Below are 14,227 nucleotides of genomic sequence, written 5' to 3'. Positions count from 1 at the left end.
AGGGAGCCGTCGGAGGCCGGGTCGTGAGCGCCGGCCGGTCACGCGTGACGGTGCGAGCGCCGGTTGCCGACGACGAGGCGGTAGAGGGCGAGCAGGATGACCGAGCCGACGATGGCGGCGATCCAGGTGGAGAGTTCGAAGAACCCGTCGATGGAGTCGACGCCGAAGATCACCTTGCCGAGCCAGCCGCCGAGCAGACCTCCGGCGATACCGATGAGCATGGTGATGATGATGCCGCCGGGGTCCTTGCCCGGCATCAGCGCCTTGGCGATGGCGCCGGCGAGCAGGCCGATGACGATCCACGCAATGATGCCCATGAGCGTCTCCGCTTCGTCGTGTAAGAGTCGTGTAAGAGATGAATCAATTCATCGTGTACACCGCTCTCGCCCGAACAAACGTGTCATCCGCAAGTCGGTTGCGCCGGCCGGGGCCGGGATGCCGGCGGATGCCTCTCAGGCGCGGGGCTTCAGCACTTCCAGGACGCCGGTCTCGGTGTCGTAGCTGCGCAGGGTGACGAGCTGGACCGACAGCGGGGGCGTCGGCAGCAGTTCGGGGATCCGCCGGCCGGCGAAGGCACCCGCGCGCCGGGTACGGCCGAGGGTGATGTGCGGGCTCCAACGGCCGGGTTCGTGGAACGGGCTGAGTGCCTCGGGCGGGCTGTCCGAGGCCACCGCCTCCCACACCCGGCGCTGGAGGTCCGCCAGCACCGAGTCGCGGTCCAGCGCCCAGGCCAGCACCGAGGTGGGCCGCTCGAAGCGGACCACGCCGGTGAACCGCACCGGCAACGGCAGGGCGGCGGCCACCTCGGCGAGTTCCCAGCGGATCGGGGCGGTCAGCTCGGTGCAGGCGGCCAGCGTCAGGTGCGGACTGTTGGTCGGTGAGGGGTGGCGCGCCTGGCTGGGCAGTCCCGCGTCCGCGAGCCGCCGCCAGGCCTCCCGGACCACCTGCTCCGCCGTCTCGTCCAACAGCAGCTCAACCGTGCGCACCGCCGCAGCCTACCGGCGAGGCCGGGACGGCCAAGGGCTCCGGCTCGGCCGGTTCCGCGTGCCGAGCGCGGCCCGGCCCGTCCGCACGCCCGCCGGGACGGCACGTCAGAGCACGATGAGCCGGTCCAGCAGCAGTTCCGTCCTCCGCTCGGCGTCCTCCGGCGGGAGGCGTTCCGCCCGGGTCAGGGTCGCCAGCCCGTGCAGGGCCGCCCAGAACACCTCGGTGAACAGCCCCGGGTGGACGCCGTCGCCGGCGACCTCGCCGAGGCTCTCCAGCAGGGCGGCGAACGCGTCCTTCAGAGGCTCCGGGGTGTCCTCGTCCGCGAACGGCAGGCCGCCGTCGAGCTGGAACATGGCGTCGTAGACCGCCGGGTTGCGTGCCGCGAAGTCGAGGTAGGTGCGGGCGAGGGCGGTGACCCGGGCGCGGGGACCGTCCGCGGCCGAGGTCGCGGCCCGCAGTGCCGCGGCCATCTCGGCGGCACCTTCGAGGGCGACGGCGCCGATGATCTCGCGCTTGCCGCGGAAGTGGCTGTAGAGGACGGGCTGGCTGTACTCGATGCGCTCGGCGAGCCGGCGGGTGGTCACCGCGTCCCAGCCCTGCTGCTCGGCGAGTTCGCGGGCCGACGCCACGATGAGGCGCTCGCGGCTCGCCCGTTCGCGCTCCTTGCGTTCCTGTACCGACATGACCCGATGCTAGCACCGCTAGACAATCGAGCGGCGGTAGGGCTAGCGTTGCCACATCATCTAGCAACGCTAGGTGTCTTGAAGAGGGGGATCACTCATGCTCAACGCACTCGAGGTCTTCACCACCGTGGTCGTCGGCGTGATGGGGGGGGTGGAGTTCTCCGTCGCCTTCGTCGTCAACCCGATCCTCAACGCACTGCCCGAGGACAGCGGCCAGCTCGGCCGCGCCCACGGAGGCCGGATGCTCGGCGCCGTGATGCCGGTCTGGTACATCACCTCGCTGGCCCTCGTCACCGTCTGGGCCGTCGCCGGACGGGACCGCCCCGGAGCCGGCCTCGCCGTCACCGCCGGCGCGCTGCTGCTCCTCAGCGTGATCATGTCGCTCCTGCTGCTGGTCCCGATCAACAACCGGGGCAAGACGTGGACCCCCGAGAACCGGCCCGCCGACTGGAAGCAGCAGATGAACCGCTGGGACCGGTTCCACCACGTCCGTGTCGCCGTGATCATCGCCGCGTTCGCCCTGCTGGTCACCGCCCTCGCCTGAGCCCACGCGGCACCGCGTCGCCGCCCGGAGTCCATACCCGCGGGTCCCGGCCCACACCTTCGTACAACCATTCGCTCCTTGGTGAGTCATAGGCCGTGAGGCGCATGGTGCGCCTGATACATCCAGAAGGAATCTCACGTGCCCCTGGCCCGATCGACCCGACGTCGGCTGATAGTCGCCGTCACCACTGTCATCACCGTCACTCCCGGCGTGGGCGTCCTGTCCGCACCGGCCGCGCCCGCCCACGCGGCCGTGGCGGCGGACTCGGCGGCCTCCGACGCCGCACTCATGCCCTTCCTCAAGGGCGCGAAGCTGGTCGACGCCGGTCTGACCGGCTTCGTGACCCTCGCCGACGGCTCCGTCGACAAGCGCTTCACGCGGTACGCGGACGGCGCCGGGACGGGGTACGCACACCGGACCTACCTCCGCTCGACGCGGACGGCGGACTACCTCGTCTTCGCGGGCCGTTGGGGCGTCCAGCAGCGGAACCTCAAGACCCTGTCGTCGTTCGACGTCTTCGTCGGGGATCTGGCCGGTGAGCCGCGCTACGCGGGTTCGGCGGCGAACGCGATCTTCACGACCGCCGAGGCCGACGGAGCCGTGAAGCTGCGTCAGCACACCGAGGACACGGGCGCGCGGACCGTCACCGGCCTGCCGGCCGGCGCGAAGGACGTCGCGGTCCTCCCCGGCACTCCCGAGGACGCCCTGCTCACCTTCACCGACGGTGGCCGCGAGAAGTGGGCCCTGGTCGACCTCGCGACCGCCTCGGTCCACGAGGTTCACGACCGGACCCCCGGTTCCGCCGGGGGTGACATCGCCGTCTCCGAAACCCACGTCGTCTGGACCGAGGGTGACGACACCGCGACCCCTTCGGTGTACGTCCTGGACCGCGCCTCGGACGTCGTCGACAGGCTCCCGGTCGCCCAGGCCCACGCCAGTGACCTCCACGTCGGCCTGGTCGGCGGCTGGGTCGTGTACGGCGAGGCCGGAGGCCTCTCGTCCGGCGAAGAGAACCCCTTGCACGCCGTCACCGCGTACCACCCGGCCACCGGTGCCTCGGTGAAACTGCTCGACCACCTGACCTCGTCCGCCGCCGCCCCCGACGGCCTGTACGTGCGCGGGGGCACCGTCGCCGACGGCGAGGGCCTGTTCAAGATCACCGCCGGGGACGGCGGGGCCCCCGTCGTCACCCAGGTGGCGAGCGCCGGAGCACCCACGAACGTCGAGATCACCGGCAACACCGTCCCCGCGGTCGTCGACCTCGACGCGAACGGTGGCTCGCCGTCGCTGCGCTGGGACTTCTCCCGGACCACCGTGGACGTGCGGATCACGCTGCGCCACGTCCGCACCGGGAAGACCGTCGTCGCCTCCGAAAGGCACCCCGACACCCCGTCCGTGACGCTGGACTGGAACGGCGGGGCGATCGGCGACGGGTACGAGGCCGCTCCCAACGGCGCCTACACCTGGGAGGTCGTGGCCGAGCCCCTCAACGGCATCGGCCCGGCCACCAGCGCCGAAGGTACCTTCACGGTCACCCGCGCGGCCCGGCCGCACGACTTCAACGACAACGGCACGCCCGACATCCTCACGCGCGACTCCGGGGGCAGACTCTCGCGCCACGACACCTACTTCAACGCGGGTGCCAACGCGTCCGGGCAGCTCGGCGAGGGCGAGGCCAAGGCCCTCGTCGGCGGCGGCTGGAACGTCTACGACCGTATCGAGGCCACCGGTGACCTCGCCGGAACGCCGGTCGGCGACCTGGTCGCCCGCGACACCTCCGGTGTCCTGTGGCTGTACCAGGGCGACGGCCGCGGCGGCTTCGCCGGCCGGGTCAAGGTCGGCGGCGGCTGGCAGACCTACGACAGGATCGCGGGCGGCTCCGACCTCACCGGGGACGGCAGGAACGACCTCCTGGCGACCGACCGGGCCGGTGTCCTCTGGCTCTACTCCGGGACCGGCACCGCCACCGCCCCGTTCTCCGCACGCAAGAAGGTCGGCGGCGGCTGGGGCGTCTACAACGACCTGACGGCCGTCGGGAACATCGGCGGCGCCACCGCCGGCGACCTGGTCGCCCGGGACAAGGACGGGGTGCTCTGGCTCTACCTGGGCAAGGGCGACGGCACGTTCGCGTCCCGCACCCGGATCGGCGCCGGGTGGAACGCGTACACCCACCTCGTCGCCGTCGACGACGCCGACCGCGACGGCCGCAACGACCTCGCTGCCTTCGGCCCTCAGGGCAACTACCTCTACCGGGGTACGAGTTCCTGGAAGGCTCCGTTCCTCGGCCGCCAGCTGATGGGGCTCGAGCGCCCCGCGAACGCGCAGCAGCCGATCGTCTGACCCGCGCCACGCGCTGTCGCGGTCTCGACGCTTCCGTAACGCGACCGCGTGCGACGCGCGACGAAGTCGACCCGACCGGCCGGGGATCCCCCGGCCGGTCGGGGGCCGGGCGGCCGGTCGGGGGCCGGGCGGCCGGTCGGAGGTCGCGCGGCCGCCGGCGGTCCGGCCGTTTCCCGGAGGCGGCGACAGCCCATCCACGTTGGTCAGCTCGCCCCGCCCTGGCCGGCGCTGCCCAGGGGGCCCACCTCGACGGGGGTGCCGGCGCCATCGGTGACGGGCAGGGACGAGGCACCCGGCCACGCGAGGGAGAACGACTTCGTCTCGTCGGGCGGGGTCACCACGAGTCCGGTGACCCGGACTCCGGAACCGCCCGAGTCGTTGACCGGGTAGGTGATGCCGAAGGACACCGACTCGCCGCTTTTGAGGACCACATGGCTGGACTCCTGGCCACTGCGCCGGGCGGACAGGTCCCCTTCACTGGTCTTCAGGTCGACGCCCGCGTATCCGGACAGGGCGCAGTCCCGGCCGCCGACGTTCACGAACGTCACCGCCACCGAGCCCCGGGGGTCGCCGTCGATGGTGCTGTCCGACGCGGTGATCTTCAGAGCGCCGGTTCGGCACTTCCCGGCCTCGGCGTTCGCCCCGGAGCCGCTTCCGCCGGCCGTGCCCTGCCCGCCGGAGTTCTGGCCGGCGGAGTCCTTCCCGTCCTCCTGGCCCCCGTCCTCCTGGCCCCCGGCGCCCTGCTCCGATGCGCCCGCGCCCGAGCCCGAACCGCTGCCCTCGGAAGACGCGGGGCCGGCGGGGGACGCGGGTGCCCCGTCGCTCCGTGCCGTGCCGTCGTCGCCGTTGCAGGCCGCGAGTGAGAGACCGGCGGCGACGGCCAGGGCAGCGAAGGTGAGCTTGCGAACGCGCATGGTTTCGTCCTCGGTCTCGGTGGGAGGTGCCGGCCGCTCGGACCGAGTCGGTCCGAGCGAGCGTTTCTGACCAGCAAGACCTTCCGGGCCCGGGGTGACGTTCCCACCGGCCGCTGCCCAGGACACCCCTGTTACATACGCGGCCCGGTACACCAGGGAGCGACCACGGCTTCCGCTAGGCGCGCGGGGCCACGGTGATGTGCGGGGCCAGCGACCGGAGGAAGTCGTGGGCGTCGAAGATCTCGCCGGCCGAGGCGACTCCCTTGGCCCGGATCCGGCCGTCGAGGACACGGGCGACCGCCTCGACCGCGAGGGGTGCCGTGACGGCGTAGATGTCCTGCCCGGAGGCGACCATGCCGCGCTCCGCCTCACCGCGGCGCACCACGACGTCGACGAGGAAGGTCTGTGCGGAACGCCTGTGCTCGTCGACGGCGGTGGGCGCGGGTGTGTGCGGCGCGGCCACACCGCCGGCCGCCTCCGTCGTCATGTAGGTGCGCACCTCGGGGACGGCCAGGTGACTGGAGACCGTGACGACGTCGGCCATGGTGAACTCGCCGACGACGGGCCGCGCTCCCATCGGCTCGGGGAACGGCCACTCGAGCGTGGGCAGGGCGTCACCGTGGTACTCCAGCCGGCCCTGGGTGAACCGCACCCGGCGCCCGCCGCGCCGCTCGGCGGAGACCTGGCCGGCGATCCGTGTACCCGGGGTGGGGTGCCAGTTGTTCAGTCCGTAGGCGACGTGCACTTCGTCGGCCTCCGTCCAGTCGCCCATCGCGGCGGTGACCAGCAGGTCGCCGAGCCCGCCGTAGAAGGCCATCGCCGGCACGATCACCGCACCGGTCTCGCGGGCCCGCCGGGCGAAGTGCGCGAAGGTGTCGGCGTTGGCCTCGATCTCGGCGGCGACATCGACGTACGGGACACGGGCGCGCAAGGACGCCTCGATCACCGGGGCCGCGGTGACGGCGAAGGGGCCGGCGCAGTTGACGACGGCCGCGGCCCCCGCCAGCACCCGGTCGAGCGCGGCCGGGTCGTCCACCGCTGCCGGTCTCGCCTCAAGTCCCGGGTACTGTTCGGCCAGTTCCGCCAGCTTGCGGGCGTCGCGCCCCGCCAGGACCGGCACGAACCCCCGCTCGACCAGCTGGGCCACCACGAACCGCCCGGTGTGCCCGTACGCCCCGTACACCGCCACCGTCTGTCCCGCCGCCATGACGTCCTCCGTCTCGTGAACCGATCGACCGAGATCCATTCTGGCGACGCCGGGGACCGAACCGTGAGTGTCCGCAACGACATGGCCCGTACAGTTCCGGACATGACTTCTGTCGCGCTGGCCGTCACGGACGGCATGCTCCACTTCGAACTGGCCGTGGCGCACGAGGTGTTCGGTTCCGCCCCCGCCGCCGTCACCGTCCCCTGGTACGACCTGGCGGTGTGCGCGTCGCGCCCCGTCCGCCTGGGCCACTTCCGCCTCGCCCCGGACCACGGCCTCGACCAGTTGCGCCACGCCGGCACAGTGATCGTTCCCGGCTGGGCCGATGTCGACGTGCCCCCGCCCGGGGACCTCCTCGCCGCGCTGCGCGACGCCCACGACGCGGGCGCCCGCGTCGTGTCCCTGTGCACGGGCGCGTTCGTCCTCGCCGCCGCCGGCCTCCTGGACGGCCTGCGCGCCACCACCCACTGGGCCCACACCGACGTCCTCGCCACCCGTCATCCCGCGATCGAGGTCGACCCGGACGTCCTCTACGTCGACAACGGCTCCGTGCTGACGTCCGCCGGCAAGGCCGCCGCCCTCGACCTGTGTCTCCATCTCGTCCGCCTCGACCACGGCTCGGCCGTCGCCAACACGGTCGCCCGTCGTCTGGTCGTCCCGCCGCACCGCGCCGGTGGCCAGGCCCAGTTCGTCAGTACTCCCGTACCCGACCAGGACGGCCACCCGCTCACCGCCCTGTTCCCCTGGATCATCGAACGTCTCGACCGGCCCCTGTCGGTGGAGGACCTCGCCCGCCAGGCGGGGATGAGCTCCCGCCACCTCAGCCGCCACTTCCGTGCCGCCACCGGCACCACGCCTCTCCAGTGGCTGCTGGCCCAGCGCATCCGCCACGCGCAGGAACTCCTGGAGAAGACGGACCACGACATCGACAAGATCGCCCGGTCGACGGGCATGGGGACGGCCACGACGCTGCGCCGCCACTTCAACCGCACGCTGGGGGTGCCGCCGGACACCTACCGGCGCACGTTCCGCTCGCGTACGACGGAGGCACCACCGAGGGCATGAACCCCGCCCGCCTTCGTCTCACGCGCGTCCCGTCCGGCGGCACGGCGAAGCGGCGACGCCCGAGGCCGGGGGTCGCCGCTTCGCCGTGGGCCGGACCGGCCCCCCGTGCCTGCCTGGTGGCGTCGTCGCCCGGGTCCTTCCCGAGGTGCGGTGCACCACGGGTACGGGAGTCACTCACCCGGCCTGATGCGCCCGCGCCAGGCTCCGGACTCCCCGCCGCGTCCCTCGATGTACTCCTTGAAACGCTGCATGTCACCCTTGACCCGCCGGTCGATCACTCCCAGCATGTCGCCGGCCTTCTCGGCGGCACCGGTGGGGTCGACCTCCATGACCAGCTCGACCCGGGTGTGCGTGTCGTCCAGGCGCTGGAAGCGGACCGTGCCCTTCTGCTTGGAGTCGCCCGTGGTGGTGCGCCACGTGATGCGCTCGTCGGGAAGCTGGTCGACGATCTCGGTGTCGAACTCGCGCTTCACCCCGCTGACCTTGGTCGTCCAGTGGTTGCGGCGCTCGTCGAGCTGCCTGACCTCTTCGACCCCCTCCATGAACTGCGGGAACTCCTCGAACTGGGTCCACTGGTTGTACGCGGTGTGCACAGGAACCTCGACCTCGACCGTTTCCTTCACCGTGCTCATGTGAAACCTCTCTCTGCCGTGTTCGTCACTGCCCCGCCCGGCGGCCGACCCGTCGGCGCCCGCGGGATGAGACGAGTACCCGGAGATCACTCGGCTAACGTCCGGTCAATAACCGCCCGCATCAGTCGCAGAGGAGAAGCCGGTATGGCGATTCAACGGATGGACAACGTCGGCATCGTCGTCGGGGACATGGACGCCGCCGTCGGGTTCTTCCAGGAACTCGGTATGGAGCTGGAGGGCAGGGCGGAGGCCGGCGGCCTCTTCGCCGACCAGTGCACCGGACTCGACGGCGTCCACTGCGACATCGCGATGCTCCGGACCCCGGACGGTCACGGCCGGCTCGAGCTGTCGAAGTACCGCAGCCCCGCGGCGATCAGCGCCGGACCGAGCGACCGGCCGCACAACGTCCTGGGCACGCACCGCGTCATGTTCGCGGTCGACGACATCGAGGACACCGTGGCCCGCCTGCGTCCCCACGGCGGCGAACTCCTCGGGAAGATCGCCCGGTTCGAGGACAGCCATCTGCTCTGCTACGTCCGCGGCCCGGAGGGGATCATCGTCGGACTGGCCGAGCAACTGAGCTGAGACGGCGTCCCCTCGCCCGGGCCCGGTCGACGCGAACGCGCTCCGACGCGACGTCCGCGGCCCGTTCGGCGGTGGCCTTGCACGGCGCCGAAGCGGGTATCAGGTGACTGAACGAGAGAGGGAGGAACGATTGTTGTCGTTTGACAACTATAGCCTTGAGGCAACAAAGTATCCGTGACAGAAGTGGACGAGGGAGGGGCCGGGATGCTCCGATGGGCCGGCGTCGCACCGTGCGCCGGCTGCCGCCATGGCGAGGGACCGGGCGGCCCGGTGCGGCCGTGTCCGTTTCAGGCGGACCGTGTCTCGGAGTCGGCCTCGTCGTGTATCCGGCCCGCCGCGGCGTCACAGAACGCCTCCAGCCCCTCGAGCAGCGCCGCCCTCTTGGCCGCGGGCATGACGTCCAGCACCGACCGCAGTTCACGCTGCCTGCGCCGGCGCAGGTCGTCGAGGAACGCCCGGCCCCGGTCACTGAGGCGCAGCCGTACCTCGCGACGGTCGGACGGACTCACCACGCGGTCGACGAACCCGGTGGCCTGCAGCCGGTCGCACAGCCGGCTGGTCGAGGGCGGCGTGGAGGCGAGGGAGTCGGCCAGGGTGCGCAGGTTGATGCCCTCGTGGTGTTCGAGGATGAGCAGCACGCGCAGCTGGGAGGCCGAGGCGGGAGCCGTCGAGGCGCGACCCCAGAGCACTTCCAGTAGCTCCGCGGCCGTTGAGGTCACACGGGCGACCTCGTCGGGCTGTGGGCGGGGGCGGATAGTACTCACGGCCATACTCTCGCAGACGCTGGGACAGATGTCAGCGTACTAGGACCCGTCCCCCGGCTGCAGACGTCTTGAGTAGCTCACTTTTTTCCGCATTGATCACATTTCGCCATATTCTCGGCATGCCGGACAAATGATTGGAATTTCGATCATGAATAGATTTGTCGCCGCTGAACGTGCTGTCCGTACGGCGGCACCGCATGACTTGCTCGACGCCGTCCGTCGTGTACTGGTCGAGCAGTACGCGGCGGAGGGCGTCGAGCTCTTCATGGCCGATTACGGGCTGACGGTGCTGCAGCCGGTGTCCGTGCTGCCGCACACACTGGAGCCGGTGTCGGTGCACAACAGCCCCGAGGGACGGGCCTTCGGCGCCCAGGAGCCGTTCGTGGAGGACGCGCCGGGAGGCGGCGGCCTGGTGCGAGCACATCTGCCGGTGAGCGTGCGCGGTGACCGGCTCGGCGTGCTGTCGGTCGCGCTGCCGGGCGGGGACCACGTCCGCGACTGCCTGACGGAGCTGGCCGAGATCGCCGAGGTGCTCGGGCGCGAGGTCGTCGTGGCGGAGCGGGACACCGACCTCTATCTCCAGGCGCGCCGCAAGGACCGGCTCACGCTGGCGGCCGAGATGCAGTGGCAGCTCCTGCCCGGCCGGTCCTGCAGCCGGCCCGAGTACGAGCTGGGCGCTCAGCTGGAGCCCGCGTACGCCATCTTCGGCGACAACTTCGACTGGTCCGCCACGGCGGAGCACCTGATGCTGTACGTCACCAACGGCATGGGCGAGGGCATAGAGGCGTCCCTCCTGACGAACCTGGCCATCAACGCCCTGCGCAACGCCCGGCGCGCGGGGCTGCCGCTCGCCGACCAGGCGGCCCTGGCCGACCAGGCCGTGTACGCCCAGTACGGGGGCGACTGCTATCTGTCGGTGCTGATGTTCGACTTCGAGCTCGCCACCGGCCGGGCCAGGGTGGTGGACGCCGGGTCGCCGCAACTGTTCCGGCTGCGCGAGGGGAACGTGGAACGCGTCGAGCTGGAGGCGCAGCTGCCGCTGGGCATGTTCGAGGAGACCGACTACGTGACCCAGGAGTTCCGGGCCGAGCCCGGCGACCGCCTGGTCTTCGTCAGCGACGGCGTCTACGCCGTCGCCTCGCCGAAGGGCGAGACCTACGGGGAGGCGGCCTTGGCCCGCGCGATCCAGGCGACGCGCCTGCTGCCGGCCGCCGAGGTCCCCCGGGCCATCCTGCGGGAGCTCACCGGACACCGGGGGCAGCGGATCCCGGACGACGACGCCCTCGTGGTCTGCCTGGACTGGCTGGGGCGGTGACCGTCGCGCCGTGGTGAAGCTCGCACCGGGGATCGCTTGTTCGTGCCGCTCCCCCGGGGCTAATGTTTGCCGTACGGCAATTATTGCCGGAGCGCGTACCACTCGGCGGCGCGAAGGCTGCAGGCAAGGGAGACGATGCAAGTGTCGGAGCGGGACGCGGCCCAGGAACTGGCGACGCGGCAGGTGGGCGCCTTTCTCGGCCGGCGCCGGGAGCAGCTCGCCCAGCGCTGGGCGGACGCCCCTTTGTTCCGCACGGTCTTCACTCTCTCCCGTGACGAGGCGGTCGAGGCGAGCAAGGCCGTGGTGGACGCGCTGGCCACCGTAGCCGCATCCGGCCGGCCGGAGGACGTCGCGGCGGCCGGTTTCGAGGCGGTGCGCGACCAGCTGGGGCGGACGGCCGCCTCCCGGGCCCGCAGCGGATCGTCTCCCGCCCAGGTCGCCGAGGAGGTCGCCGCACTGCGCGGCCCGGCCACCGAGCTGCTCCTCGCGGAGTTCTCCGATCCGTCGGAGGCGGAGGCCCGGGAGTCCGTGCTGGCCCTGACCGTTCTGATGGGGACCCTGCGTCTGGTGGTGATGGAGACGGCGCTCAGTGCCGGTGAACAGCTCATCGCCCGGCAGCGTGAACAGCTGCTCGAAGTGGCCACCCCGGTGATCCGGCTGTGGGACGGCGTCGTGGCGGTTCCGCTGATCGGCACGCTCGACAGCGCCCGCAGCCAGGTCGTCATGGAGAGCCTGCTGGAGGCGATCGTCGCCCAGCGCGCCCAGTACGCCATCCTGGACATCACCGGCGTGCCCACGGTCGACTCCCTGGTCGCCCAGCACCTGATGAAGACCGTGGCCGCCGCGCAGCTGATGGGTGCCGAGTGCATCGTCTCGGGCATCCGCCCGGCGATCGCGCAGACCATCGTCCACCTCGGGATCGACCTCGGCCCCATCACCACGCGCGCCGGCCTGGCCGACGCCCTCGCCTACGCGCTGGGCCGGCTGGGCATCGAAGTCTCCCCGCGTTCACCCGCCGCGGTGGGCCGACGGTGACCTACCACCCCGCGGTCGCCGTACCGGTCCTGGAGCTGGGAGACATACTGCTGGTCACCCTCCAGGGCGATCTGCACGACGGCGCGGCGGAGCAGCTCCAGGACGACATCACCCACCGCATCGCGCGGCGGCCGGTGAACGGGGTCGTCATCGACATCTCCGGCGTGGAGATCGTCGACTCCTTCCTCGGCCGCGTCCTGGCCGAGATCGCCGCCGGCGCCCGCCTGCTGGCCGCCCGGACGGTACTGACCGGGATGCGGCCGGCCGTCGCGATCACGCTGGTCGAGCTGGGGCTCACCCTGCCCGGCCTGCCCACCGCCCTGGATGTCGAGAGCGCCCTGGCTTCGCTGGGACACGCCTCCTCGGCGGCCCCGTCCCCACATCCGCAGGAGGGCGCGTCATGCAAGCCCGACTCGGCCTGACGACCAAGGTCAGCATCGGCTCCGACGCCGACCTCGCCTGGGCGCGGCACGAGGTGCGTCAGGCCGCGGCCGAACTCGGCTTCAGCCTGGTCCAGCAGACCAAACTGGTCACCGCCGCCAGTGAACTGGCCCGCAACACCCTCGTCCACGGGGGCGGCGGATATATGGAGATGACCGTCCTGGACGACGGCCAGTCCCGCGGACTGCGGCTGTCCTGCATCGACGAGGGGCCCGGCATCCGCGACATCGACCTGGCGATGACCGACGGTTACACCAGCGGCGGTGGCCTCGGACTGGGCCTGAGCGGGGCGAAACGGCTGGTGCAGGAGTTCGCCCTGGACAGCCGGCCCGGAGAGGGCACCACCGTCACCATCACGGAGTGGATCTCCGGACTGCCGACTCCCCGCAGCGGTGCCCTGTGAGCCGCGTCTGGGATGTTCCGGTGCACGACACCACACGCATCCGGGACGTGCGCGTGGCGGCCGAGGAGGCGTGTGCCGAGGCCGGGCTCGACTCCCAGCGCACCGCCGTGGGCGCGTTGGTGGCCACCGAGTTGGCCACCAACCTCCTCAAGCACGCCGGTGGCGGCCGCATCGTGATCAATCTCGCTCAGGATCCGGACGTCACCGACGTCCCCTCCTCGTCGTGGGTGCAGGTCACCTCGCTCGACCACGGACCGGGCATCCCCGACGTGGAAGCCGCGCTGCGTGACGGCAGTTCGACGGTTCCGGCCTCGCTCGGCGCCGGCCTCGGGACCTGCCTGCGCGTATCGAACGCCTTCGACCTGCACAGCCGGCGCGGACAGGGCACCGTGGCCGTCGCCCGCGTCGGTCCCGCACCCGCCGCCCGGGTCCGCACGCCCCGCTCCGCACACGGCATGCGGGCCGGCGGCATCAACGTCTCGCTGGCCCAGGACCCGTATTCGGGTGACGCCTTCGGCTGCGTGCGCTCGGGCTCCCGCCTGACCCTCGTGCTGGCCGACGGGCTCGGCCACGGCATCAGGGCCGCGCGGGCCGCCACCGCCGCCGTGGCTCAGTTGCGGGACAGCGCGGGCCGGCCGCCGGACGAGATCATGCGTAGCATCGACGGAGCGCTGCGCTCCACCCGGGGCGCGGCCGTCATCGTGTGCCAGGCCGACGTGGCCACCGGCGGGTTCTCGTACTGCGGGGTCGGCAACGTCGGCGCGCGTCTGCATTCCGGTGGCACCTGGCGGCCGCTGCTGTCCCAGCCGGGCATCGTCGGGGCGCGCCTGCCGGCGCCCCTGCCGCTGCAGCACACGACGTGGCGGGCCGACAGCCTGCTTCTCCTGCACAGTGACGGCCTGCCGGGACGCTGGACGCCGCCCGCCGATCCCCACCTCCTCACCCGTGACCCGGCCGTGATCGCGGCAGCGGTCCTGCGCGAAGCCAGTAGCGCCGCGCGCCCCCTGCGCGACGACACCAGCGTGGCCGTACTGGCGAACGGCCACCGCACCGATCCCGATGACCGTCCCTGACACCTGGCCGATCGGCTCCGCCACGGACGCGGCACGCGCCCGGACAGCCGTGGCGCGTCTGCTGGCCGACGCGGACGTCCCTCTCCTGGAACGTCTGCGCTGTGTGACGGCGCTGACCGCCCAACTGCGTCCCTGTCTCGACGGGCTCGACGCGCTCGACGGTGACGAACGGTACGAACTGCTGGTCCATCTGCGTCCGCCCGCCGCCGGCACCGACGGCCTGCTCCGGCTGGTCCTGC

Annotated in this window: 16 protein-coding genes; 9 read left to right on the top strand and 7 right to left on the bottom strand. The window is 71.9% G+C overall.

Going from position 1 to position 14,227, the window contains the following annotated elements:
- Positions 1 to 38: 38 nt before the first annotated feature.
- From ACFIF2_RS08235 to ACFIF2_RS08225, 3 genes are all read right to left on the bottom strand, one after another.
- Positions 39 to 317, bottom strand: a complete 279-nt coding sequence (locus ACFIF2_RS08235) for a GlsB/YeaQ/YmgE family stress response membrane protein (protein WP_395571863.1) — start codon at positions 315 to 317, stop codon at positions 39 to 41.
- A 135-nt stretch (positions 318 to 452) separates the two neighbouring features.
- Positions 453 to 986 carry a 2'-5' RNA ligase family protein gene (locus ACFIF2_RS08230; RefSeq protein ID WP_395571862.1) on the bottom strand — a complete coding sequence of 178 codons (534 nt, stop codon included), beginning with the start codon at positions 984 to 986 and terminating at the stop codon, positions 453 to 455.
- Positions 987 to 1,091: 105 nt separating this feature from the next.
- Positions 1,092 to 1,670, bottom strand: coding sequence for a TetR/AcrR family transcriptional regulator (locus ACFIF2_RS08225; protein WP_395571861.1), 579 nt, complete (start codon positions 1,668 to 1,670; stop codon positions 1,092 to 1,094).
- A 97-nt stretch (positions 1,671 to 1,767) separates the two neighbouring features.
- Between ACFIF2_RS08225 and ACFIF2_RS08220 the strand changes: the two genes are divergently transcribed.
- Together ACFIF2_RS08220 and ACFIF2_RS08215 are read left to right on the top strand one after the other, a co-directional pair.
- Positions 1,768 to 2,214 carry an anthrone oxygenase family protein gene (locus ACFIF2_RS08220; RefSeq protein WP_395571860.1) on the top strand — a complete coding sequence of 149 codons (447 nt, stop codon included), beginning with the start codon at positions 1,768 to 1,770 and terminating at the stop codon, positions 2,212 to 2,214.
- Between the two features lie 138 nt (positions 2,215 to 2,352).
- Positions 2,353 to 4,554, top strand: a complete 2,202-nt coding sequence (locus ACFIF2_RS08215) for an FG-GAP repeat domain-containing protein (RefSeq protein WP_395571859.1) — start codon at positions 2,353 to 2,355, stop codon at positions 4,552 to 4,554.
- 203 nt (positions 4,555 to 4,757) lie between these two features.
- Here the strand turns inward: ACFIF2_RS08215 and ACFIF2_RS08210 are convergent, their stop codons facing one another.
- Together ACFIF2_RS08210 and ACFIF2_RS08205 are read right to left on the bottom strand one after the other, a co-directional pair.
- Positions 4,758 to 5,468: a DUF4232 domain-containing protein gene (locus ACFIF2_RS08210; RefSeq protein WP_395571858.1), complete on the bottom strand. Its 711-nt coding sequence runs from the start codon at positions 5,466 to 5,468 to the stop codon at positions 4,758 to 4,760.
- 175 nt (positions 5,469 to 5,643) lie between these two features.
- Positions 5,644 to 6,675, bottom strand: coding sequence for a saccharopine dehydrogenase family protein (locus tag ACFIF2_RS08205; RefSeq protein ID WP_395571857.1), 1,032 nt, complete (start codon positions 6,673 to 6,675; stop codon positions 5,644 to 5,646).
- Positions 6,676 to 6,777: 102 nt separating this feature from the next.
- Between ACFIF2_RS08205 and ACFIF2_RS08200 the strand changes: the two genes are divergently transcribed.
- Positions 6,778 to 7,740 carry a helix-turn-helix domain-containing protein gene (locus tag ACFIF2_RS08200; RefSeq protein ID WP_395571856.1) on the top strand — a complete coding sequence of 321 codons (963 nt, stop codon included), beginning with the start codon at positions 6,778 to 6,780 and terminating at the stop codon, positions 7,738 to 7,740.
- A gap of 170 nt (positions 7,741 to 7,910) precedes the next feature.
- Here ACFIF2_RS08200 and ACFIF2_RS08195 read toward each other — a convergent pair whose 3' ends face one another.
- Positions 7,911 to 8,372: an SRPBCC family protein gene (locus ACFIF2_RS08195; RefSeq protein ID WP_395571855.1), complete on the bottom strand. Its 462-nt coding sequence runs from the start codon at positions 8,370 to 8,372 to the stop codon at positions 7,911 to 7,913.
- A 144-nt stretch (positions 8,373 to 8,516) separates the two neighbouring features.
- Between ACFIF2_RS08195 and ACFIF2_RS08190 the strand changes: the two genes are divergently transcribed.
- Positions 8,517 to 8,957 (top strand): VOC family protein, encoded by a 441-nt coding sequence (locus tag ACFIF2_RS08190; RefSeq protein WP_395571854.1) that lies wholly within the window; start codon positions 8,517 to 8,519, stop codon positions 8,955 to 8,957.
- A gap of 287 nt (positions 8,958 to 9,244) precedes the next feature.
- On the opposite strand, the gene ACFIF2_RS08185 is transcribed toward ACFIF2_RS08190, so the two are convergent.
- On the bottom strand, positions 9,245 to 9,727 hold the full coding sequence (locus ACFIF2_RS08185) for a MarR family winged helix-turn-helix transcriptional regulator (protein ID WP_395571853.1): 483 nt from the start codon (positions 9,725 to 9,727) through the stop codon (positions 9,245 to 9,247).
- Between the two features lie 142 nt (positions 9,728 to 9,869).
- Between ACFIF2_RS08185 and ACFIF2_RS08180 the strand changes: the two genes are divergently transcribed.
- The 5 genes from ACFIF2_RS08180 to ACFIF2_RS08160 all read left to right on the top strand — a co-directional run bounded on the left by ACFIF2_RS08180 (position 9,870) and on the right by ACFIF2_RS08160 (position 13,988).
- Complete coding sequence (locus ACFIF2_RS08180) at positions 9,870 to 11,036, top strand: PP2C family protein-serine/threonine phosphatase (protein ID WP_395571852.1); 1,167 nt, start codon at positions 9,870 to 9,872, stop codon at positions 11,034 to 11,036.
- Between the two features lie 135 nt (positions 11,037 to 11,171).
- Positions 11,172 to 12,071 (top strand): STAS domain-containing protein, encoded by a 900-nt coding sequence (locus ACFIF2_RS08175; RefSeq protein WP_395571851.1) that lies wholly within the window; start codon positions 11,172 to 11,174, stop codon positions 12,069 to 12,071.
- Positions 12,068 to 12,493: an STAS domain-containing protein gene (locus tag ACFIF2_RS08170; protein WP_395571850.1), complete on the top strand. Its 426-nt coding sequence runs from the start codon at positions 12,068 to 12,070 to the stop codon at positions 12,491 to 12,493. Before ACFIF2_RS08175 ends, ACFIF2_RS08170 begins: the two co-directional genes overlap by 4 nt.
- Complete coding sequence (locus ACFIF2_RS08165; RefSeq protein ID WP_395571849.1) at positions 12,472 to 12,915, top strand: anti-sigma regulatory factor; 444 nt, start codon at positions 12,472 to 12,474, stop codon at positions 12,913 to 12,915. Before ACFIF2_RS08170 ends, ACFIF2_RS08165 begins: the two co-directional genes overlap by 22 nt.
- Positions 12,912 to 13,988 (top strand): SpoIIE family protein phosphatase, encoded by a 1,077-nt coding sequence (locus tag ACFIF2_RS08160; RefSeq protein ID WP_395571955.1) that lies wholly within the window; start codon positions 12,912 to 12,914, stop codon positions 13,986 to 13,988. Before ACFIF2_RS08165 ends, ACFIF2_RS08160 begins: the two co-directional genes overlap by 4 nt.
- Positions 13,989 to 14,227 lie beyond the last annotated feature (239 nt).

The organism is Streptomyces sp. BK79 (genome assembly GCF_044142145.1).
Lineage (GTDB): Bacteria > Actinomycetota > Actinomycetes > Streptomycetales > Streptomycetaceae > Streptomyces.
This window is presented reverse-complemented; position numbering and strand designations above follow the sequence as displayed.

Excerpts from the sequence above, each read along its gene's own strand:
- ACFIF2_RS08195 (WP_395571855.1), bottom strand. The coding sequence starts at position 8,372 with ATGAGCACGGTGAAGGAAACGGTCGAGGTCGAGGTTCCTGTGCACACC.
- ACFIF2_RS08235 (WP_395571863.1), bottom strand. The coding sequence starts at position 317 with ATGGGCATCATTGCGTGGATCGTCATCGGCCTGCTCGCCGGCGCCATC.
- ACFIF2_RS08180 (WP_395571852.1), top strand. The coding sequence starts at position 9,870 with ATGAATAGATTTGTCGCCGCTGAACGTGCTGTCCGTACGGCGGCACCG.
- ACFIF2_RS08205 (WP_395571857.1), bottom strand. The coding sequence starts at position 6,675 with ATGGCGGCGGGACAGACGGTGGCGGTGTACGGGGCGTACGGGCACACC.
- ACFIF2_RS08175 (WP_395571851.1), top strand. The coding sequence starts at position 11,172 with ATGCAAGTGTCGGAGCGGGACGCGGCCCAGGAACTGGCGACGCGGCAG.
- ACFIF2_RS08200 (WP_395571856.1), top strand. The coding sequence starts at position 6,778 with ATGACTTCTGTCGCGCTGGCCGTCACGGACGGCATGCTCCACTTCGAA.
- ACFIF2_RS08185 (WP_395571853.1), bottom strand. The coding sequence starts at position 9,727 with ATGGCCGTGAGTACTATCCGCCCCCGCCCACAGCCCGACGAGGTCGCC.
- ACFIF2_RS08225 (WP_395571861.1), bottom strand. The coding sequence starts at position 1,670 with ATGTCGGTACAGGAACGCAAGGAGCGCGAACGGGCGAGCCGCGAGCGC.
- ACFIF2_RS08190 (WP_395571854.1), top strand. The coding sequence starts at position 8,517 with ATGGCGATTCAACGGATGGACAACGTCGGCATCGTCGTCGGGGACATG.
- ACFIF2_RS08220 (WP_395571860.1), top strand. The coding sequence starts at position 1,768 with ATGCTCAACGCACTCGAGGTCTTCACCACCGTGGTCGTCGGCGTGATG.
- ACFIF2_RS08165 (WP_395571849.1), top strand. The coding sequence starts at position 12,472 with ATGCAAGCCCGACTCGGCCTGACGACCAAGGTCAGCATCGGCTCCGAC.
- ACFIF2_RS08210 (WP_395571858.1), bottom strand. The coding sequence starts at position 5,468 with ATGCGCGTTCGCAAGCTCACCTTCGCTGCCCTGGCCGTCGCCGCCGGT.